The sequence below is a fragment of the Provencibacterium massiliense genome (genome assembly GCF_900169495.1).
In the GTDB taxonomy this organism is placed as follows: Bacteria; Bacillota; Clostridia; order Oscillospirales; family Ruminococcaceae; genus Harryflintia; species Harryflintia acetispora.
This window is the reverse complement of sequence record NZ_FWCH01000012.1, coordinates 765,176-785,854: the sequence shown is the minus strand read 5'-3', so window position 1 is coordinate 785,854 and position 20,679 is coordinate 765,176. Positions and strand designations below refer to the sequence as shown.

At 58.9% G+C, this 20,679-nt stretch carries 19 protein-coding genes; 14 read left to right on the top strand and 5 right to left on the bottom strand.

From position 1 onward, the window contains the following. The first annotated feature begins 4 nt into the window (after positions 1 to 4). The 14 genes from ispE (at position 5) to B5477_RS08750 (ending at position 15,062) form a co-directional block, all read left to right on the top strand. Positions 5 to 892: a 4-(cytidine 5'-diphospho)-2-C-methyl-D-erythritol kinase gene (gene ispE, locus B5477_RS08815; protein ID WP_079699350.1), complete on the top strand. Its 888-nt coding sequence runs from the start codon at positions 5 to 7 to the stop codon at positions 890 to 892. 70 nt (positions 893 to 962) lie between these two features. Beyond that, a complete protein-coding gene (gene spoIIR, locus B5477_RS08810) occupies positions 963 to 1,571 on the top strand; it encodes a stage II sporulation protein R (RefSeq protein WP_117507466.1) in 609 nt (202 codons plus the stop codon). 349 nt (positions 1,572 to 1,920) lie between these two features. After that, on the top strand, positions 1,921 to 4,575 hold the full coding sequence (alaS, locus tag B5477_RS08805; RefSeq protein WP_079699348.1) for an alanine--tRNA ligase: 2,655 nt from the start codon (positions 1,921 to 1,923) through the stop codon (positions 4,573 to 4,575). Between the two features lie 33 nt (positions 4,576 to 4,608). Next, positions 4,609 to 4,950, top strand: a complete 342-nt coding sequence (locus B5477_RS08800; RefSeq protein WP_079699347.1) for a histidine triad nucleotide-binding protein — start codon at positions 4,609 to 4,611, stop codon at positions 4,948 to 4,950. Between the two features lie 40 nt (positions 4,951 to 4,990). Next, entirely contained in the window at positions 4,991 to 5,536 is a 546-nt protein-coding gene (locus B5477_RS08795; RefSeq protein ID WP_079699346.1) for a phosphoribosyltransferase family protein, read from the top strand. Positions 5,537 to 5,548: 12 nt separating this feature from the next. Beyond that, positions 5,549 to 7,714, top strand: a complete 2,166-nt coding sequence (locus tag B5477_RS08790) for a ComEC/Rec2 family competence protein (RefSeq protein WP_079699345.1) — start codon at positions 5,549 to 5,551, stop codon at positions 7,712 to 7,714. After that, positions 7,711 to 8,766: a DNA polymerase III subunit delta gene (gene holA, locus B5477_RS08785; protein ID WP_159448984.1), complete on the top strand. Its 1,056-nt coding sequence runs from the start codon at positions 7,711 to 7,713 to the stop codon at positions 8,764 to 8,766. Before B5477_RS08790 ends, holA begins: the two co-directional genes overlap by 4 nt. Beyond that, on the top strand, positions 8,763 to 9,362 hold the full coding sequence (locus B5477_RS08780; protein ID WP_242942160.1) for a ribonuclease M5: 600 nt from the start codon (positions 8,763 to 8,765) through the stop codon (positions 9,360 to 9,362). Before holA ends, B5477_RS08780 begins: the two co-directional genes overlap by 4 nt. Positions 9,363 to 9,374: 12 nt before the next feature. Then, positions 9,375 to 10,709 carry an MBOAT family O-acyltransferase gene (locus B5477_RS08775; RefSeq protein ID WP_079699342.1) on the top strand — a complete coding sequence of 445 codons (1,335 nt, stop codon included), beginning with the start codon at positions 9,375 to 9,377 and terminating at the stop codon, positions 10,707 to 10,709. Positions 10,710 to 10,739: 30 nt separating this feature from the next. Further along, a complete protein-coding gene (locus tag B5477_RS08770) occupies positions 10,740 to 11,843 on the top strand; it encodes a DHHW family protein (RefSeq protein ID WP_079699341.1) in 1,104 nt (367 codons plus the stop codon). 93 nt (positions 11,844 to 11,936) lie between these two features. Continuing rightward, positions 11,937 to 12,908 carry a 50S ribosomal protein L11 methyltransferase gene (gene prmA / locus B5477_RS08765; protein ID WP_079699340.1) on the top strand — a complete coding sequence of 324 codons (972 nt, stop codon included), beginning with the start codon at positions 11,937 to 11,939 and terminating at the stop codon, positions 12,906 to 12,908. A gap of 26 nt (positions 12,909 to 12,934) precedes the next feature. Then, positions 12,935 to 13,657, top strand: coding sequence for a 16S rRNA (uracil(1498)-N(3))-methyltransferase (locus B5477_RS08760; RefSeq protein ID WP_079699339.1), 723 nt, complete (start codon positions 12,935 to 12,937; stop codon positions 13,655 to 13,657). An 85-nt stretch (positions 13,658 to 13,742) separates the two neighbouring features. Continuing rightward, positions 13,743 to 14,522 carry a M15 family metallopeptidase gene (locus B5477_RS08755; protein WP_079699338.1) on the top strand — a complete coding sequence of 260 codons (780 nt, stop codon included), beginning with the start codon at positions 13,743 to 13,745 and terminating at the stop codon, positions 14,520 to 14,522. Between the two features lie 18 nt (positions 14,523 to 14,540). After that, complete coding sequence (locus B5477_RS08750) at positions 14,541 to 15,062, top strand: PilN domain-containing protein (RefSeq protein ID WP_079699337.1); 522 nt, start codon at positions 14,541 to 14,543, stop codon at positions 15,060 to 15,062. A gap of 65 nt (positions 15,063 to 15,127) precedes the next feature. On the opposite strand, the gene prmC is transcribed toward B5477_RS08750, so the two are convergent. The 5 genes from prmC to B5477_RS08725 form a co-directional block, all read right to left on the bottom strand. Further along, positions 15,128 to 15,967, bottom strand: a complete 840-nt coding sequence (prmC, locus tag B5477_RS08745; protein ID WP_079699336.1) for a peptide chain release factor N(5)-glutamine methyltransferase — start codon at positions 15,965 to 15,967, stop codon at positions 15,128 to 15,130. Beyond that, positions 15,954 to 16,898 (bottom strand): DUF1385 domain-containing protein, encoded by a 945-nt coding sequence (locus B5477_RS08740; protein ID WP_341455992.1) that lies wholly within the window; start codon positions 16,896 to 16,898, stop codon positions 15,954 to 15,956. The genes prmC and B5477_RS08740 overlap by 14 nt, the downstream gene beginning before the upstream one ends. Before the next feature lie 63 nt (positions 16,899 to 16,961). After that, a complete protein-coding gene (locus tag B5477_RS08735) occupies positions 16,962 to 18,368 on the bottom strand; it encodes a sensor histidine kinase (RefSeq protein ID WP_079699335.1) in 1,407 nt (468 codons plus the stop codon). Between the two features lie 49 nt (positions 18,369 to 18,417). Continuing rightward, positions 18,418 to 19,113 (bottom strand): response regulator transcription factor, encoded by a 696-nt coding sequence (locus tag B5477_RS08730; RefSeq protein WP_079699334.1) that lies wholly within the window; start codon positions 19,111 to 19,113, stop codon positions 18,418 to 18,420. 19 nt (positions 19,114 to 19,132) lie between these two features. Continuing rightward, complete coding sequence (locus tag B5477_RS08725; RefSeq protein ID WP_143533575.1) at positions 19,133 to 20,470, bottom strand: hypothetical protein; 1,338 nt, start codon at positions 20,468 to 20,470, stop codon at positions 19,133 to 19,135. Positions 20,471 to 20,679 lie beyond the last annotated feature (209 nt).

Sequence of the window (20,679 nt, the reverse complement as noted above, 5' to 3'; positions counted from 1 at the left end):
GCGGATGAAAAAGACAGTCATTGTGGGCGCGCCCTGCAAGGTCAACCTTTCGCTGGACATTACCGGGGTGCGGGAGGACGGCTATCACCTGCTGCGCTCGGTTATGCAGACGGTGGATCTGTTCGATTATCTGATTCTGGGCCCCGGCGAGTTTCCGGGAATTTTCATTGACTGCGACCGGGAGCAGCTGATCTGCGACACCACCAACACCGCCTACCGCGCGGCTCAGCTCTTTTTCGAGCACACGGGAATAAAGAACCCCGCGGTCCATATCGAGATCATCAAAAACATTCCCATGCAGGCGGGATTGGGCGGCGGCAGCTCGGACGCAGCTGCGGCGCTGGTGGGGCTCAACGACCTGTACCAGGCCGGTCTTTCGCAAAGCGAGCTTTGCGCGCTGGGGGTGCGCGTCGGGGCGGACGTGCCGTTTTGCCTGCGCGGGGGCACCATGCTCTGCGAGGGGGTGGGCGATATCTTCACCGACCTGCCGGCCCTGCCCGGGTGCTTTATCCTGATCGCCAAGCCGGATACCGGGATTTCCACGCCCGACAGCTTCAGGCGGTACGACCGGGCGGGGAAGAGGCTCCATCCGAACACCGAGCAGATGATGGCGACCATCCTCTCCGGGAACCTGCCCGATCTCGGGCATGAAATGTATAACGTCCTCGAGGAGGTCTGCGAGCTGCCCCAGGTCGGACTGTATAAGAGCATTATGCTCCAATGCGGCGCCCTGGGCGCTGTGATGACCGGCAGCGGCAGCGCGGTGATCGGGCTTTTTGACAACAAGCGCGCCGTGCGCCACGCCCACCGCAAGCTGTTGACCCATGCCGATGCGGTCTTTATCACCCGGCCGGTGCCTTACGGCGCGCGGGCCGTGGATGGAAAAAAATAGAATATTTCGTATAAGAGGCATAAAAACCGTCCAACCTTGTGGTATCAAGGAAAAAGGACGGTTTTTACATATGTTTGGGCTTAAAAAGATTGAGATTTCACTTCTGGGCGGACTGCTGCTGGCGCTTTTGCTGAGCTCCATCGCGGCCTTTGCCGCGCAGAGCGACAGGCTCCAAGGGCAGGTGCTGCGCCTGCACATCCTGGCCAATTCCGACGAAGCGTTCGACCAGCAGATCAAGCTCGAGGTGCGGGACGCGATCCTGCGCGAGCTCGGCGAAGAGCTTTCCCAGAGCGGGGATCGCGACGAGGCGGAGCATACGGCCCAGATGCTGCTGCCCAGGGCCGAGGAGATCGCGCGGCGGGTGATCCAGGGGAATGGCTACGACTATCCGGTGCAGGCGAAGCTGATCAACATGCATTTTGAAACGCGCAGCTACGGCACCATTACCATGCCCGCCGGGGACTACGACGCGGTGCGGATCACCATTGGGGAAGCGCAGGGGCACAACTGGTGGTGCGTGCTCTATCCGCCCATCTGTGTTCCCGCGGCGGCGGACATCGAGGACCTCGCGCAGCTGGAAAGCGATCCGGTGGCCTCGGGCAATCCGCAATATGAGCCCCGCTTCAAAATTCTCGAAATCCTGGAAGGGCTCAAAAAGAATCGGGAATTGTCGGCTTGACAGCGGCGCGTTTTGGGTCTATAATTCCTTAAGGTAAGTGATGATGCGCTTATCTGATAAGGAAAAGGCTGTGACGGGAAGAAGCAGGCCGCTTTGCCGCAAGAAAGAGAGGGCACCCTCGGCTGAAAGGTGTCTGTGCACAAAGCCTGCGGGCCATCTCCAGAGCCTCGCGGCGACGAGCCGTGGCGTGCGCTCCGCGTTAAGGAGCTTTTGAGCGGCGGCATGGGAGGCTGTGCCGCAATCCGGGTGGTACCACGGTAAGCTTGTCTAATCAGGCTATCGTCCCTGTTTTTGAGGGATGATAGCCTTTTATTCTGTCTTGAGAGCAATTTTGGGAGGAGCATAAAACATGGAATGGACAGGAGTCAACGACCTGAGAGAAAAGTTTCTCTCCTTTTTTGAGAGCAAGGGGCATACCCGCCTGCCGAGCTTCCCGCTCGTGCCGAAGGACGACGCCTCTCTGCTGCTCATCAATTCCGGCATGGCGCCGATGAAAAAGTTTTTCCTGGGGCTGGAGACCCCGCCCAACAAGCGGGTCACCACCTGCCAGAAGTGCATTCGCACCCCGGACATCGAGCGGGTCGGCAAGACCGCGCGCCACGGCACCTATTTTGAAATGCTGGGCAACTTTTCCTTCGGGGACTACTTCAAGCGCGAGGCGATCGCCTGGGCGTGGGAGTTCTTCACCGAGGTGCTGGGGATTCCCAAGGACAAGCTGCACGTTTCGGTCTATGAGGACGACGATGAGGCCTATAATATCTGGACCAAGGAGATCGGCGTCCCGGCTGACCACATGGTCCACCTGGGCAAGGAGGACAACTTCTGGGAGCACGGTACCGGTCCCTGCGGCCCCTGCTCCGAAATATATTTTGACCGCGGCCCCGGCAAGGGGTGCGGGCGCCCCGAGTGTGCGGTCGGCTGCGACTGCGACCGGTACGTGGAAATCTGGAACATCGTCTTCAGCCAGTTCGATTCGGATGGGCAGGGCAACTATACCCCGCTGGACCATCCGAACATCGACACCGGCATGGGACTCGAGCGCCTCGCCTGCGTCATGCAGGGGGTGGAAAACCTCTTTGAGGTGGACACCGTGCAGAATATCATGAAGCACATCTCCAAAATTGCCGGTGTCGAGTACGGCAGGGATCAAAAGACCGACGTGTCGCTGCGGGTCATCACCGACCACATCCGCAGCACCACCTTCATGGTGGGCGACGGAATCCTGCCCGAAAACGAGGGGCGCGGCTATGTGCTGCGCCGCCTGCTGCGCCGCGCCGCCCGCCACGGGAAGCTGCTGGGGATCGATCATCCCTTCCTGCACGAGGTGGCCCGCACGGTGATCAAAGAAAACGAGAACGCCTACCCCGAGCTGCGCGAGCACGCCGAGTACATCACCAAGGTAATCGCGGCGGAGGAGGAGCGCTTCATGAAGACGCTCGACCAGGGAATGGACCTGCTGTTCGAGATGATCGACAAAATTGACAGCGGCATGGAGGACCCCAAGGCGCGCATCCTTTCGGGCGAGGAGGCTTTCAAGCTCTATGACACCTTTGGTTTCCCGATCGATTTGACCCGTGAGATCATCCAGGAGAAGGGGATCGAGATCGACGAGGAGCAGTTCGAGCGCCTCATGCAGCAGCAGCGCGAGCGTGCCCGCCGGGCACGGGAGAGCATGGAGGGCTCGGCCTGGAGCGGGGACCTGCTGGCCGACCTGAGCTTCCCGCAGGAATTCACCGGCTATGAAGAAGAGACAACCGAGGCGAAGATCATGGCGATCGTCGCCGGGGACCAGAAGGCCGACAAGGTGCTCGAGGGCCAGGAGGCCGTGCTGGTGCTGGATCGTACTCCCTTCTATGCCGAGAGCGGCGGCCAGATCGGGGACACCGGGACCATCACGCTGGGGGACAGCGTGTTCGAGGTTTTTGACTGCAAAAAATCGGCTACCAAGTACTTTATGCACATCGGCAGGATGAAGTCCGGCTCCCTCTCGCTGGGCGACGCCGTCACGGCCCAAATCGACACCGCCCGCCGGGACGCCATCCGCAAGAACCATTCCGCCTGCCATCTGCTGCAGTTCGCCCTGCGCCGCGTGCTGGGCGATCACGTCCATCAGGCCGGCTCGATGGTCAGCGACACCCGCTGCCGGTTCGACTTCTCCCACTTCGAGGCGATGAGCCGCGAGCAGCTGGACGAGGTTGAGGAAATCGTCAATACCCTGATCCTCTCCTCGCTGCCGGTCGCAGTACGCGAGATGCCTATCGACGAGGCCAAAAAGTGTGGCGCGATGGCCCTCTTCGGCGAGAAATATGCCGACGTTGTGCGGGTGGTCAACATGGGCGACACCTCGATCGAGCTGTGCGGCGGCACCCATGTGGGCAATACGGCGATGATCGGGATGTTCAAGATCATCAGCGAATCCTCGGTCGCGGCCGGGGTGCGCCGGATCGAGGCGACAACCGGCTTCGGGGTGTTCGAGCTGCTGCGCGAGGCGCAGGCCGAGCTTTTGCAGTGCGCCGCGGCCCTCAAATTGGGGAATATCTCCGAGCTGCCGCAAAAGCTCCAGGCGCTTGTCAGCGAGGGCAAAGAAAAGGACCGGAAGATCGCCGAGCTGGAAGGTAAGCTCGCCTCAGGCAAGATCAAGGAGCTGCTTGAGGGAGCGGTCAAGGTCGAAGGGACCAGCCTGGTCGTCGCGGGGATGGTGGGCGTTGCGCCCGACATCCTGCGCAGCATGATCGACAAGGCCAAGGAGCAGGAGAGCGACCTGGTCGCGGTCCTCTATTCGGTCAACGACGACAAAAAGGCGAGCGTGGCCGTCGGCGTCTCCCAGGAGGCGATCAAGAAGGGCCTGCACGCCGGCAAGCTGGTCAAGGAGATCACCTCCCTGGTCGGCGGCTCGGGCGGCGGACGCCCCGATTGCGCGATGGGCGGCGCCACCAAGATATTCGAGATCGACGAGGCGGTAGCCAAGATTCCGGACATGATCCGCGGCATGATGAAAAAATAATTGGACGTATGCTCCAGTGACTAGGAGGACAATATGGACGACTGCATTTTCTGCAAGATAGCTGCGGGGGAGATCCCTTCCAACCGCATCTATGAGGATGAGCGGGTGCTCGCCTTCTACGACGCGGCCCCCCAGGCGCCGGTGCACTTTTTGGTGATCCCCAAGGAGCACATCGGCAGCACCAACGAGCTTGATAACTCGAACAGCTCGATCGTCTCCCACATCTTCGAGGTGATCGTCAAGATCGCCAAGCACCTCGACCTCGACAACGGCTATAGGATCGTCAACAACTGCGGGGACGACGGCGGGCAGACGGTGGGGCATCTGCACTTCCATGTGCTGGCCAAACGGCGCCTTGCCTGGCCGCCAGGCTGATTGCTGAGGGCTTCAAACTAACGTTAAAGGAGAATGGGCTATGCCAAAAACATATACTCTGCAAGTTGCGGGACTGACAAGGGAGCTTCCGATCTGCAAGGTGAACGACGGGCTCTATATCGCGGCGTTCATCATGTTTTCGGATGTGGAGATGACGGTGCGCTGCGCTGAGGAGCTCTTAAAGAAGGCTCCCGCGTTCGACGTGCTGCTCACCGCCGAAAGCAAGGGGATCCCGCTGGCCTATGAAATGTCCCGCCAGTCGGGGAAGCAATACATCCTCGCGCGCAAAAGCGTCAAGCTCTATATGCGCGACCCCATTGAAGTCAACGTCAAGTCCATCACCACCGCCGCTCCCCAGAAGATGTATCTGGACGCGGACGCGCTGGGCTACCTCAAGGGCAAACAGGTTCTGATCGTGGACGACGTGATCAGCACCGGCCGTTCGCTCGAATCGCTCGAGGGGCTGGTCGAGATCGCCGGAGGCACCGTGGCCGGCAAGGCCGCCGTCCTGGCCGAAGGGGAGGCCAGCGAGCGCGAGGATATCCTTTTCCTGGCTCCGCTCCCTCTGTTTACCGACGACAAATAGGAGTGACAACATATGAAGCGACCGCTGTTTGTAATTGGGCTATCCTTCTTTTTGTCCAGTGCGGCCGCCCTCGTCTTCGGAGATAACTTTGCCTTCTCGGTGGGGATCGTGCTGCTTCTCGCGGGCGGCCTCTCCCTGCTGGTGGTCAAAAAGCACAGAGCCGCCGTCGCTGCGGTCCTCTTTACGGGGGCCGTGGCGGCGGCTGTCGTTTTGTTGCAGAATAACATGTGGCTGCGTCCGGTTTCGGATTTGGCGGATAAGACCGTCTATCTCGAGGGCCGGGTGACCGAAATTGAGCATGGTTCGGGCAATTCGCGTTACCGCCTGGAAGCGGTGATCCCGCTCCAGGACAGCGCGAAACCGGTCAAGGCAAATGTAATGGTATATAGCTTTATATCTCTTTCGGCCGATGTGAACGACGTCCTCAGGGGCTACGTCTCGCTTTACAACCCAAAGCTGGAGGGGAAATACCGCTACCGCTATCTGGCGGACCGCCTTCTGCTCTTCGGCACCTTCCACGGGAAAATCGAAGCGGTCGACCGGGATCAGGCGCCCAGGACGGTGGGATACTATGTCAGTGCGCTGCGGGAATACCTGACCGCCCAGAACCGCAAGCTGCTGCCCTCCCAGGAGGCGAGCGTCGTCAACGCCATGATGATTGGGGACAAGAGCTATCTGGACCGGACGGTCGAGCTGGATTTTAAAGATTCCGGCCTGGTCCATCTGATGGCCGTCTCCGGCTTCCACGTTTCCCTGTTCTGCGCGCTGCTGGGCGGGATATTCCGGGCGATGAAGCTGCGCCGCAAGCTTGCCAGCTTCCTTTGCATGCCATTTTTGCTGCTCTTTATGGCGGTCTGCGGTTTCAGCTCTTCGGTGCTGCGCGCCGGGCTGATGATGTTCCTCTGCCTGTTCGCCCAGATTTTCAGCAAACGGTACGACGCGCTCAATGCCCTGGGATTTGCCATGCTGCTCATCTGCTTCATCAATCCCTACAGTGCGCTCAACATCAGCTTTTTGCTCTCCTTTGCCGCCACGGTGGGGATCATCCTGCTTGCCCCGCGCCTGAGTGGATTCTTCCTGAAAAGGCTCGGATATGCGGAGGAAGGGGAGGGCAAAAAGGAAAAAGCGGATGTGGAGTCCCGCTTCACCCGGCTGGTCGTCCACGCGTTTTGCGTATCGCTCGCTGCCTACGTCTTTACGCTGCCGGTCATGCTCTACTACTTCGATTCCTTTTCGCTGATCGCGCCAATCGCTTCCACCCTCGTTATGCCGCTAGCGATGCTGCTGCTCTGGTGCCAGGCCCTCGCACTGCTGTTCGGCGCGCTGCCGCTGCTCGGCTTCATCGCCCAAACCATCTCGGCCTTCACTGCGCTGCTGGTGCGCATGATCCTGCTGCTGACCCATTTCTTCGCCTCGCTCCCATTTTCGACCATGCCGGTGCGGTACGACTTCCTGCAATTTTTGCTGGTGATTTTCTATATTGTGGCGATCCTGCTGGTGGCCCTCGGCGCCTCGAAGCGCACCAAGCGGCTTTGCACCGTGCTTGCGGCGGCAGTACTCGTCTTTGGGGTCACCTCGGCCTGGCTGCTGCGCCGGGGTACGGTGGATATCGTTTCCTTCGCCGATGTGGACAGCGTTCTGGTGATCAGCGACGGGAAGGCAGCGATGGTCGGCTTTCCCCAGTCGGCCTATGGCGGCCGGGCCATCAGCTCCTATCTGCGTGCGAGGGGGATCAATGAGCTGGAAGCGGCGGTCAGCACCAGTATGGATAACGACGCCGCCATTGGGGCAATCGGCGTCCTGCAGGAGACGCCGGCGCGGCTGGTGGCGATGCCCACCTCGGGGCAGTTTACCGAGCACCTGTTAAAGTACGCGCGTGGAGCCGAAACGCTCATGGTCAACGGGGAGGGGACCATCCGTTTGCTCGGCGGGGTCAAGCTCAATCTGATCCCCTGTTCCTGCGGCTGTGCGTGCGAAATCGATGTCAACGGTGCAAAACTCTTAAAAACCAACCAAAACTGTGTTATAATGAATAACGATTACGGTACGCAGGGCATTATCCGGGGCTGGACGCTCGTCAAGGAACGGGTGGTCAATCCCAAGATGAAGATCGCCTACGACGGCGACAGCGTTACCACCTATACGATGAGAAAGAAGCAGGAGGGGAAGCAGGCGTGATTTATCAGGAGGAGCGGGCCATCGCACAGGCGATCAAGGATAAGAGCCTGCGCTGTCCGGCGCTGATCTACGGCAGCGAGGAATATCTCAAGCAGCAGGTTTGTTCTAGGCTGACCAAGAGTGCGAACGAGGCGTTTTCCTCCTTCAACGACTTCCGCTTTGATTTTGAGCAGCTGGATTTGCAGGGCCTTTCGGATGTGCTGTCGGCCCCGCCCATGATGGCCGATTGGCGCACCGTATTGGTATACAACGTGGACCCCAAGGGCTTTGGCGCCGAGCTTTATAAACAGCTCGAGGGGCTGCTGGGTCAGGTTTATGAGGACTGCCGGGTCGTATTTTTGGAGAAGAGCGGCTGCTTTGACGACAAACGGGACGAAAAATCCAAAAAGGTGATTAAACTTTTTGACAAGCTGGGCAGCGTGCTCCATCTCAAGGAGCGCACCGAGGGGGATTTGCAGAAGCTGATTAAAAGCGAGGCGCAGCAGGGCGGATGTACGATCGTCCCGGCGGCGGCAAAGCAGCTGCTCGCCTCCTGCGGCCGGGATATCATGGCGCTCAAAAGCGAGGTACAAAAGCTCTGCGCTTATAAGAATTGGGAGGGCGAGATCACCCCGGAGGACGTCGGGCTGCTGACGGTCCAGAAGGCGGAGGACAACATCTACGGGCTCTCGCGGGCCATCCTGCGGGATGACTACGACCTGGCGATGAAAATCTTGGGCGACCTATGTTATCTGCGCTATCCGACCGAAAGCATCCTGGGCACCCTGTCGCAAAATTTTGTCGACCTCTACCGGGCGCGGATCGCCACACAGGAGGGCAAACGCTCCTCCGAGATCGCCGCCGACTTTGGCTACGGCAAGCGCACCTTCGCGATTGACAACGCTCTGCGGGACCAAAGGAAGCTCTCCGACTGGTACCTTGATCATGCGCTCGAGACCCTGTCCAGGGCGGATATCCGCCTTAAATCCTCCCAATGCGACGGGCGTACGGTGCTCGAGCAGACGGTGACGGCCCTATTTTTAAAAAATCCGCCGAAGGAGGCGGGCCGGTGAAACGCCTCAAACTCGACCGCCCGCTGATCGTGGAGGGGAGATACGACAAGAGCAAGCTCGCCTCCTTCCTGGACGGGGTGATCATCACGACCGGGGGGTTCGACATCTTCCGTGACCACAAGCGCCTTGAAATGATCCGCACCCTGGCGAAGGAAAAGGGGATCATTATCCTGACCGACTCAGACGTGGCGGGCTTCCGGATCCGCAGTTATCTCAAGGGAGCAATCCCGCAGGAGCGGATCATCAACGCCTATATCCCCGACGTCTATGGCAAGGAGAAGCGCAAGGCCGTTCCCTCCAAGGAGGGCAAGCTCGGGGTGGAGGGGATCGACGCCGGCGTGCTGATCGACGTGCTGCGCCGCGCGGGTGTGCTCTTCGAGGACGAAGAGCAGGCGGTGCAGGAAGGGGAGAGGCTCACCAAGCTCGACCTGTATGAGCTCGGGCTCTCCGGCGGGATGGACAGCGCGGCAAAACGCAGAAAGCTGCTGCACCGGCTCGGGCTGCCGGAAAATATGGCGCCAAACTCGATGGTTGGGGTGCTGGGGGCGCAGTACACTGCCGGGGAACTGAAAGAAATTTTGAAGGAACTGGATTGAGGAGGGAAGGCCGTGACATTTTTCAGCATGACGTTCCTGCTGGTCTTTCTGCCGGCGGGTCTGCTGCTCTATTACGGCACCCCGAACCGCTTCAAAAATTATACCCTGCTGGGGCTGTCCCTGCTGTTCTATGCGGCACTGGGCCCGCTGGAGCTTCTGGTGATGGCGGCCTCGGTGGTCTTCGATTACATGATGGCCTCGCTGATCCGTTACCACCAGGGAAATAGCAGGGTCACGCGCACGGCCCTGTTTTTATCGGTCCTCAAATCGGTTTCACTGATTTTGTTCTGCATGGTGCGCAGCCAGCTGGAGGGCTATTCCATGCCGGTGGGGATATTGGTTTATACCCTTTCGGCGACCGGGTATGTGGTGGATTTATACCGGGGCGAGGTGCCCTATGAGCGCAGCCTGTGCAATTTCCTGCTCTACAACTGCTTTTTCGGCAAGATCTTCGTCGGGCCGTATGTCAAGTATTCCCTCATCCGCCCGCAGCTGAGGAAAAAGCAGCTCTCCCTCTCCTCCATTTCGACCGGGCTGGTGCTGCTCATCCAGGGGATCGCCAAGAAGGTCGTTCTGGCGGATAATCTGCTGCTAACCTACCGCAAGGTCGCGCAGGTGGACGCCTCGCGCGCGAGCGCGACCACCCTGTCCTCCTGGCTTTTGCTGCTCTCCCTCGTGCTGGGAATCTATTTTACCCTGAGCGCCTACTGCGATGTGGCCAGGGGACTGGGGCAGATTTTTTGCTTTAAGCTGCCGCGCAATTTTTCTTACCCCCTGCACAGCAGTTCGGTGCGGGAATTCGTCAATCATTTTAATACCACCCTGGTGGAGTACCTGCGGCGGTATGTCTACCGGCCGCTGGGGGGCGGGCGGTACGGTGTGGTGTCCGATTGCTTCAACACCCTGCTTTACATGCTGCTCTTCGGCGTATGGTTTTCCTTTTCGCCCAATCTGCTGCTCTTCGGCGGCGTGCTGGCTTTATTCATGCTGGGGGAGCGGTATCTCTACGGCCGCCTGCTGCGCCGTCTGCCCGCCGTTTTCGGGCGTGTTTACACCTATGCGGCGCTGCTTGTTTCCTTTTGCCTGCCTGCCAAGGGGACCCCGGCCGGGAGCTGGCAGCTGCTGAAAAACCTATTCAGCTTTCACCAGGAGCGCCTGGTGAATGACAAGATCGTCTATATCCTCTCGCAAAGCTATTGGGTGTTGTTGCTCGGGCTGGTGCTCAGTTTCGCGCTGCTGCCCAAGCTGAGCGCCCTGCTCAAAAGAAGAGCGCCTGCGGCCGCCAACATCCTGTCCGTATTCTTTAACGTCGGGCTGCTGGTGGTCTCGGTCATGTTTATCATCTGATTACAGTTTTTTAGATAGGGGGTGACGCCTATGGTCTCCAAGCGAATATCCGCCGTTATGATGCTTTTGATCCTGATCACGCTTTCTGTCTCCTGTGTGGTGCGCGGCAACCTTCTGGGGATTGCCTTTCTCCCGCAGGGGGAGGCGGCGCCCTCTTCGATCGACGGGTTGCTCGCCACGACCGAGGGGTATCTCAAAAAGGCGGTGCCGCTCGCGCGCACCCTCAAGGCGGCCAAGATCAACCTGCGCTACCTGCTCGGGGAACGCGAGCAGGACAACGTCTTCATCACCGGCAGCCGTCTGATCGAAAACGTCCAGCCGCCCAACAGCAAGACCGTGCAGAAGAATATGGACGCCATCCTCGATTTTACCGACCGGCTGGGCCGTCCGTCCTATGCCATGCTGATCCCAACCGCCAGCGCGGTGCTGCAAAGTGAGATTCCCAAATTTGCGGACATCTATAATCAGAAGCGGTTCATTGAAAATGTCTACAACAATTTTGCCGGGAAGCTCTCCTGTGTGGATGTCTATTCCACCCTGTTCGAGCACAGTGACCAGTATATCTATTACAACACCGAATCCCTGCTCACCCCGCAGGGCGGGTACCTGGTCTACGATATGCTGACCAGACGGATGGGCAACGCGCCGCTGAGCCTGGACCGCTTCGAGATCAAGTATCTCGGCGAATACTACGGGGAGCTTTACGACCGGGTGGAATGTAAAAACGTCGATCCCGATGTGCTGAGCATCTACCCCTATTCGGGCGGGGGAAAGGAGTTCACCGTCACCCATTACTCTGAAAAAACGCGGCGGTATGAGACCCTGTACCCCGAGCATCTGTTGGCGCTTGGCCGGCCGATGGACGTCTTTCTCGGCGGGTTGTCCCCGGTGGTGGACATCCGCCAGAAGCAGCGTGCCCAGAAAAGCCTGTTGGTCTTTGGGGATAAGCAGATGCTCTCCGTCCTGCCTTTTCTCGCCTGCGGCTATCAGCAGGTCACCCTGATCGATCTGGGGCAGATCACGCCGCAGCAGCTCAGCGAGCAGGATTTTGGCAGCTACGACGAGGTGCTCTTTGCCTATTCCACCGATACTTTTATGCATTCCGACACGCCTGCGCGGGTCGGGCTCTATTAAAAAAGCTATTTTTTACTATTCAGCAACTGAAAATTTGGCGCCGCGCGCCGCCAAAAGCGCGCAGGCCGCAGATTCTGCGGCAGGGGAGCGGATATGGACTGGATTGAAACGAAGATATACACCACCCATGAGGGGATCGAGCCGGTGACCGGAGTCCTGCTCGGGATCGGGGTGAGCGGGATTGTGGTTGAAGATTCGCAGGATTTCAGCGACTTTTTGGAGGCCGAGACCCCCTATTGGGATTATGTGGACGAGAGCCTCGACTACCTGCGCGAATGTGAAACAAACCTTACCGTCTATCTGCCCGATAACGCACAGGGCAGCGAGATGTATACCCTGATTTCCCAGGAAATGGACCGGATGCGCCGTGAGGATGCGCCCGGTGCCTACGGACGTTTGGCGGTGAGCACGCAGAACGTCAACGAGGAGGACTGGGCCAACAACTGGAAACAGTACTTTAAGCCCATCCCGGTCGGGAAAGGCCTTGTGATCAAACCGACCTGGGAGGAGCTTCCCCTGCAGCTGGCAGAGGGGCGCAAAGTCCTGGAGATCGACCCCTCCGCCAGCTTCGGCACCGGGACGCACTACACCACCCGCCTTTGCCTCGAGCTGCTCGAGGAGGTGGTGCGCGGCGGGGAAGAGGTCCTGGACATGGGCTGCGGCAGTGGGATACTGGGGATCGCGGCGGCGCTGCTGGGGGCAAAGGGGGTCACGGCGGTGGATATTGATGAGAATTCGGTGCGCATTGCCCGGGAAAACTTTGCCCAGAACCGGGTTTTAGACCGGGTGCAGACCTTCTGCGGCGACGTCAACCGGAGCGGCTCCCTGCGTGAAAAGGTCTGTGCGCGGCAGTATGAGATCGTGTGCGCCAATATCGTGGCGGACGTGATCATCGCCATGCTCGGAACCTTGAAGGCGTGCATGAAACCCCATGGCGCGCTGCTTTTGTCGGGGATCATTGCCCCGCGCGAGGAGGACGTGCAGCAGGCGCTGGCGCGCGAGGGGCTACACGTGCAGCGGCGGCTGGAGGACAGCGACTGGATCGCGCTGCTGGTGCGCCTCTAATTTGTAATTTTCTTTTGGGAGGATTTATGCCCAGATTTTTTACCCATACTATCACCGGGGATTTGGCTCAGATCGAGGGGCCGGACGCCTCGCATATTGCTCTCTCACTGCGCATGCGCCGCGGCGAGGAGCTGACGGTCTGCGACGGGGAGGGCACCGACTACCCCGGAACGCTTGAGCAGATCACGCCCGAATTGGTGACGGTGCGCCTGTCCGGCAGCTTACCATCGCCGGGGGAGCCTAAAATTAAGATAACCCTCTTCCAGGCGCTGTGCAAGGGAGAGAAGATGGACACCATCGTGCAAAAGGCGGTCGAGCTCGGCACTACGGAGATCGTGCCGCTGCTCACCCGGCGCTGCGTGGCCCGGCCGGATCAGAAGGGGTTTGAAAAAAAGCGGCAGCGCTATGCGAAAATTGCCCTTGAAGCGGCCAAGCAGTGCGGGCGGGGGATCGTCCCGCAGGTGGGGGAGCTTATCACCCTCGACAATCTTTTGGTACGGATGGAGGGCTTTTCACAAACCTTCCTGTTTTACGAGCAGGCCCAGCGGCTCCTCGGCTCCATGAAGCTCGACGGGGTAAAGAAGCTCGCCGTCATTGTGGGGAGCGAGGGGGGCTTTGATCCCGGGGAGGCCGAGCTTTTAAAGCAGGCGGGCGCGCAGGAACTCTCGCTCGGCAGCCGGATTCTGCGCTGCGAGACGGCGCCTCTGGCGGCCCTGGCCGCCATCCTCTGCCTGAGCGGGGAGCTCTAAGTCTCCCAGCTGGATTTTTTTACATACTTCCGACAGCTTTTGATTGTGACAGCGGATAGCTTATGTTACAGTTGGGAATGCATGTATGAAAAAAATCTGGCTTGTCGGGCTGGTGGTGCTCCTGATTGCGGCGGCTTTGCTGCTGATGAGCCCCACTTTTTCTAAGATTTGGCAGGGGAATCCAGAGGAAGCGAACGAATCGTCGCAGGAGGCGCAGCCTTCCTCAAAAGAGGAGCCTCTGGAGGAAGAGCCGCCCTTGTCATCTTCGGAGGCGGCCGTCACGCCCCAAGAGGAGGACTGGCGTCTGGTGTTGGTCAGCCGGGAGCATCCGCTCAGTGAGGAGTATCCGGTACAGCTGCAGGAAGTGGAGGAAGACTTCCTCTTTGACGAGCGCGCCGCCAAGGATTTGGAGGATATGCTCGGCGCCGCCTGGCAGGATGGAATCGAGCTGCGGCTGATCTCGACCTACCGCTCCTTCGCGCGCAGCGAGGAGCTCTTTACGGGAAAGGTGGAGGCGCTGCTAGAAAGCGGTCTGGAATACGAGGAGGCGGTGCGCGAGGCGCAGCGCTGGATCGCGCCGCCCGGTACCAGCGAGCATAACACCGGCCTCGCGCTGGATGTGGTGGACAACGAATACTACGAGGATTACGGCGGGTACCTCAACACGTCCTTCAGCCGTTATCCCGCCTACCGCTGGCTGATCGAAAATGCGGCGGATTTTGGCTTCATCCTGCGCTATCCCGAGGACAAGGAGGCTGTGACCGGGATCACCTACGAGCCCTGGCACTACCGGTATGTCGGGAGGGAGCACGCAAAGGAGATCATGGAGCGGGGAATTACTTTGGAGGAGTACCTCGGATTTTAGGAAAAAGGGGAGCGCGATATGCAAAAGCTGAGTAAACTGCAACCGGATTCGGTCCTGCGCGCCGCCGCTTCGACGTTGTTGGCGCTGACATTGGCGCTGGCCTTTTATCTCTGCGGCACAGGGCTCGGGAATTGGTGCTTGCAGCTGCAGAAGAACTACCGGATCGAGCTCTTCAACCGCGCTGTGGAGGACCGGGGCCTGGTGGTCAAGATGATTTCGGACGAAGAGACGCACGCCATCGCCTCGCATTATGTATCCGCGCTGGCGGATGCGGTGATCCGCTTTGAGTTCTTCCCCCGGGAGGACGACGCCTCCACCTTCTTCGAGATCATCTCCATTCTGCCGCCCAAGGTGGAGATCACCCAATTTGAGTTTTCCGGGCGCAACCTGCTGGTTCACTGTACCGCCCAAAAAGAAGAGCAGCTCGTACAGTTCTCCCAGGCGCTGGACAGCGTCAGCCGCTTTCGGGACATTTCGCTGGAGAGCTATCAAAAGACGGACGGCAGTTTTATCGGCACGATCACCTGTATTTCCCGCTGAAAATGGTATCATAAGGCCAAAGGCAGACCTTGTTAAGTGAAACCACTTAACAGGGTCTGCCTTTCTTAAGAATTCCATATTGCACAGACGGCTCGTTCGATTTTAGCGAGGTCCCGGTGGATTTCAATTTCTTCATAGCCGTTTTGCCAGAGCAGGGCGGCGATCCTTTGCGCCTGCGTGCTTCCGGCTTCCAGCAACAGCCGGCCGCCCGGCTTTAGGCATTCCCGGTAGCGGCGGATAATCGCCTCATAAAAGTACATCCCGTCCTGCGGCGCGAGCAAGGCCATCCTGGGCTCGCAGAGCACCTCGGGCTGGAGAAGCGCATATTCCTGCCCGGAGATATAAGGGGGGTTCGAGACGATCATATCGTAGGGATGGGAGGGATGATAGGTAATGACGTCGTCCCCGATCACCCCCACCGGCGCGCCGTACAGGGCGATGTTCTCCCGAAGCACCTCCAGCGCGTCGGTTGAGAGTTCGAGCGCGTCCACCGTGGCGTCCGGGCGCTCCAGTGCGAGGGTGACGGCAATCGCGCCGCTGCCGCTGCACAAATCGAGGATTTGCGGCGCGGCGCCTGGCGGGAAAAATTGCAGTGAAAGGTCGATGAGCAGCTCGGTATCCGGGCGGGGGATGAGCACTCCCTCCCGGACATGGAAGCGCCGCCCATAGAACTCCCAGAAGCCCAGCAGATACTGCAGCGGCTCGCGCCCGGCGCGCCGGCGCAACAGCGCGCAGTAGCGCGCCTGCTGTTCCGGCGAGGGCGGGGGAGCGAGGAACAGCTCAGCGGGGGAGTCGACCCCAAGACAATGCAGCAGAAGCTGAGTCGCGTCAAAGCGGGGGGAGTCCACGCCGCTTTGCGCCAAAAGCGCGGAGCCCTCGTCGATCAGCTCTTTAATACTCGGCATCGGCGCGGCTTTCGGGGATGACCGCCTTCATGGCGGCGATCCCCACCTCGATCTGGCTGTCGTCCGGCTCGTTGGTGGTGAAGCGCTGCAGCCAGAGGCCGGGCTTTGAAATAATCCGGGTAAAGAGGTTGTCATGCCGGCCGGCAAATTTGATCACCTCATAGGAGATGCCCACCACCACCGGCAGCAGCAGGAGCTTGAGCGCGATGCGTACCGGAAGGCTGTTCCAGGTAATCACCGAGAAGACGATGATCGAGAGGACCAGCACGATGAGGAGAAAGCTGGTACCGCACCGAGGATGGAAACGGGGATACTTTTTGACGTTCTCCACCGTCAGCTCCTCGCCGTGCTCATAGCAAAAGATCGTTTTATGCTCGGCGCCGTGGTACTGAAAGACCCGTTTGATCTCCTGCATGTGGGAGACCGCCGCGAGGTAGCAGATAAAGATGGCAATCTTGAGCACCCCTTCGAGGATGGTCAGCAGCATGGTGGAGTGAATCACCCCTTTGAGCAGGTAGCTCACACTCGCCGGAAGCACCATGAACAGCCCGACGGCCAGCAGAAGCCCCAGTACCAGCACGACAGCGTTGAAGAGGGTGGAGAACTTGTCCCCGAGCTTCTCCTGCAATCTTTTTTCAAAGGCCGAGGGCTCCTCCTCAAAGCCCGCCAGATCGGCCGAACGCATCAGCGTTTTGTAGCCCACCCGGAGCATGCTGATAAAATTGAAAATACCCCGCACAAAGGGGGTGCGGCGGTACCAGCGTTTCGGTTTGCTATTCTCCCATACCTCGAGCTCGATCTCCCCATCGGACTTACGCACGGCGAGAGAAAACTTGTCGATGCCGGTGGTTGCGGAGTCGTTGCGCATCATGACCCCCTCAATCACGGCCTGCCCGCCGATCGAGGTTCTAAAACAGCTCTTTTCTTCCAAAATTGCACCAAACCTTCCCGAATCTATCGTTTCAGACAAATTCTTATTATATACGATAATTATTTACAGACTATCAACGGTCGGTATCGTAATTGTAACGGTGGTCCCCACCGACTCCTCGCTGTCCAGCTCCAGCGTGCCGCCATGCTGGGCGATGATCTCGTCCGCCACCGCCAGCCCGATCCCGGACCCGCGCCGGGTGGAGTTGGCCTTGTAAAACTTTGATTTCACCTTTGGCAGGTCCTGCTCGCTGATCCCGCAGCCGGTATCCGCCACGGCGATAACCACCTTCCCGGGCGCGCGGCGCACCGTGATGGTGATGGAATCTCCGGCGTTGGAATACTTGATGGCATTGTCGATGATATTGACGAATACCTGGCGCAGACGGTTGCGGTCGCCCTCGACCATGACGATGTAATCCGGTTCGTCGTAGAGCAGGGTCATGTTTTCCCGCTTGATCCGTTCGGTGAACATCAGCACCGCATCCGAGAGCTCGGCGATGATGTCGAGCTTGGCCATCACCATCTTGAAGCGTCCGCTCTGGATCCTCGAGAAGTCAAGCAGCTCCTCCACCATCTGAGAGAGGCGCTCGGTTTCGCTGATGATGACGTGCATCCCCTTCTGGGTGAGCCCGGGGTCGGGGGCCATATCGGTGGAAAGGGTCTCCGCCCAGCCCTTGATGGCGGTCAGAGGGGTGCGCAGCTCATGGGAAACCGAGGAAATGAAGTCGTTTTTCATCTTTTCGGACTGGCTGAGCTCCTCGGCCATGTCGTTGATGGCCACGCACAAATCGCCGATTTCGTCGTCGTTTTGCTTTTTCAGCCGCACGTTGAAGTCGCCTTGGGCGATCTTGCGGGCTGTCTCGCCCACCTTGCCCACCGGGCGCACGATCGAATTGATGAAGTAGGAGCTGGTGGTGATGACGAAGAGCAGGATTCCCACACAGATGAGGGTGATGACCGCGATATAAATCACGATCTGCGCGTCCACCAGCTCGAGGGAGACGACGTAGCGCATGGCCGCGATCTCGTCCGAGGCGATACTGGAAAGGACGGTGACCGCCAGCACATTTTCCGAATTGATCACCCCGCGGTAATAGCCGTAGCTGTCGCTGGATTCCATCGCGAGGTTAAAGTCGGGCATGTACAGCTCATCCGAAGGCGCAAAACCGCTCGAGGTGATGATCACCTTGCCCTCCGGGCTGATGGCCATCAGCTCCATGATATTCTTATACTCGAAGTCTTCGACAATGCTGCGCACCTCGGTCGAAAAATCGGAGGAGGAATCGATCGAGGCGTTCTCGAGCAGGGTGGAGATAACGTTCGAGCGTGAATTGATCTCCTGCTGCACACTGTTATAAAAGTAGGTGCGGATCGCGAACGAGGAGACAATCACAATGGCGATCAGGATAAAGAGGATGATGCCGAAGCTGTTGAGCAGCCAGCGTTTGGTAATTCGGTTGACAGCCAAGGCGGTTCACCTCCAAGTCGGATCATACAATGGGGAACGGGGGAAAGGGTCAGGGCAGCCACTTATAGCCCAGCCCCCAGACGGTGACCAGGTGCTTGGGGTCGGAGGGCTGATCCTCAATCTTCATGCGCAGCCGGCGGATGTTGACATCCACAATCTTGATGTCTCCGAAATAGTTCTCGCCCCAGACCTTGTTGAGGATCTCCTGTCGCTCGAGGGCGACCTCGGGGTTTCTGAGGAAAAATTCCATGATCTGGAATTCCACCTGGGTCAGGTCGATGTCCCTGCCGCTCTTCTTGAGGCTGCGGCTCTTGAGGTTCAAGACGAACGGCCCGGAGGAGAGCACCTCGCTGTCCTCCTCGCGGTCCTTGGACATGGTCACCCGGCGGTGGATGGCGTCCACGCGCGCGACCAGTTCGGAGGGGCTGAAGGGCTTGGTGACATAGTCGTCCGCCCCCATCATCAGGCCGCTGACCTTGTCCATCTCCTGACTCTTGGCCGAGAGGAGGATGATCCCGATCGAGCTGCTCTTCTTGCGGATTTCCTTGCAGACCTCGAAGCCGTTGATCCCGGGCATCATGATGTCCAGCAGCGCCACATCGAAATCGCCGCTGCGCTCCTCGAAAACTTTCAGCGCCTCTTCGCCGTTGGGCACGTCGGTCACCTCATAGCCGGCGCGCTGCAGGTTGATGACCACAAACTCGCGGATGGTATCCTCGTCTTCTACTACCAAAATCTTTTTCATAGCGCTAGCTACCTACCTTTCATAGCAGCGAGAACATCTGCTGCAGCTCTGTTCTGGTGATGGAAAGCTCCCGGTCTCCCGCCAGCGGGAGATACCCGAGGTATTGATAGATGCCCTTCTGGGCCAGGGAAACCGGGTCGGTCTCGAACCGGTCCTGATAGTCGTTCTTAGACACCCGACTGATCCGCAGCAGCTCGGACGAACGGTCGTTGAGCGTACCCAAAAATTTGATGTAGCGCCACTGGTTGACCTCGGTTTCGGCCACCACACTCACGCTGTCCAGCCACTCATCGGGGAAGCGCAGCAGGTACCCGGCCTCGACGTTGACGCTGGCCTGTATGACCGGCTCCAAGACCCCGCCGCGCAGGTCGCTGTAGGTGGTCAGGAACATTTGCTCGCTCTCATCCAGCTCCTCATAGCCGAGCATGGGGGCGCTGGAGGGCACGTCGATAATCCCGTCGCCGTTGACGTCCTGGCTTAAAATCCGCTCATACCGCTGGGTGCGCTCGAAGTTGAGCAGCTCCTCCTCGCTCGCCTCGTCCTCCACCGAGCTGTAAACCTTGGAGATGTCGATGAGCGGGACGAGGGCGTCGTCCTCCACCGCGATGATTTCGGTGGCGTAGTTCGCCCCGTCGAGATAGACGTCCAGGTAAACGGCTTGCCTGCCGTCGGCGAGCCTGCCGCTGAGCACCTGGACCACCTCCCGGATGTCCTGGCTGATGTCGATGCGGTCCACCGAGCGGATGGCATCCTCCCGTCTGGTAACCAGGGAGACGGTGCTGCGCCGCAAGGAGATCAGCAGCAGGTCCATCAGGCCATCGCCGTTGTAGTCCTGGACCACCGAAAGGTTGTATTTGTCATCGAAGACATCCCGCAGCTCCTGATCCTCATAGGCGTAGATCGAAATCAGCTTGTCCTTGGAGTTTTGCGGCTGCCAGCCGATGATGATGTTTTTATAAACCTTGGAGACGATGTTCTCAAAGGAGATGTAATCCACCTCTGCGCTGTCCTCGCCCGGCACGTCATAGACCGAGGTCCAGGCGCCCTCCTGATAATCCAGGATGTTGATCCGCGTGCCGGACTCGTCCAGCGAGGGCTGGTAGAAAACGATCGCCTCTTCCACGCCGTCCGAGTCAATGTCATAAAAGACGTAGGCCGAGCGGTAATCGCCCGAAAGGGGATATTTGAGCTTGATCGAATTGGTGCCCAGCGCCGCCTTGAGGGCGGCGTCCACCTCCATCTGCTGCTGTGAGAGCTTGGGCGGCTTCATCAGCTCTTCGATGGTCGGCTGGATGAAGGAGCAGGAGGAGAGCAGAAGTATGAGAAGGGATAGGGCCAAAGCGGTTATACGTCTCATCTGCCTTCTCCTTTCCAGCCTTTTTCAGGCCATAATCATACAGTTTCTATCTTATAACAACAGCCTCCCAATGTCAAATGAAAACCCTGCTCCGCCGTATAATTACAGGTTGAGAAAAGCGCGCACGATCTATACCGTGCGCGCTTTCAGAAAAATCACAAGATGATCTTTATTTTTTCCCTTAAAAATGGTATGATGGTTAACAGTAG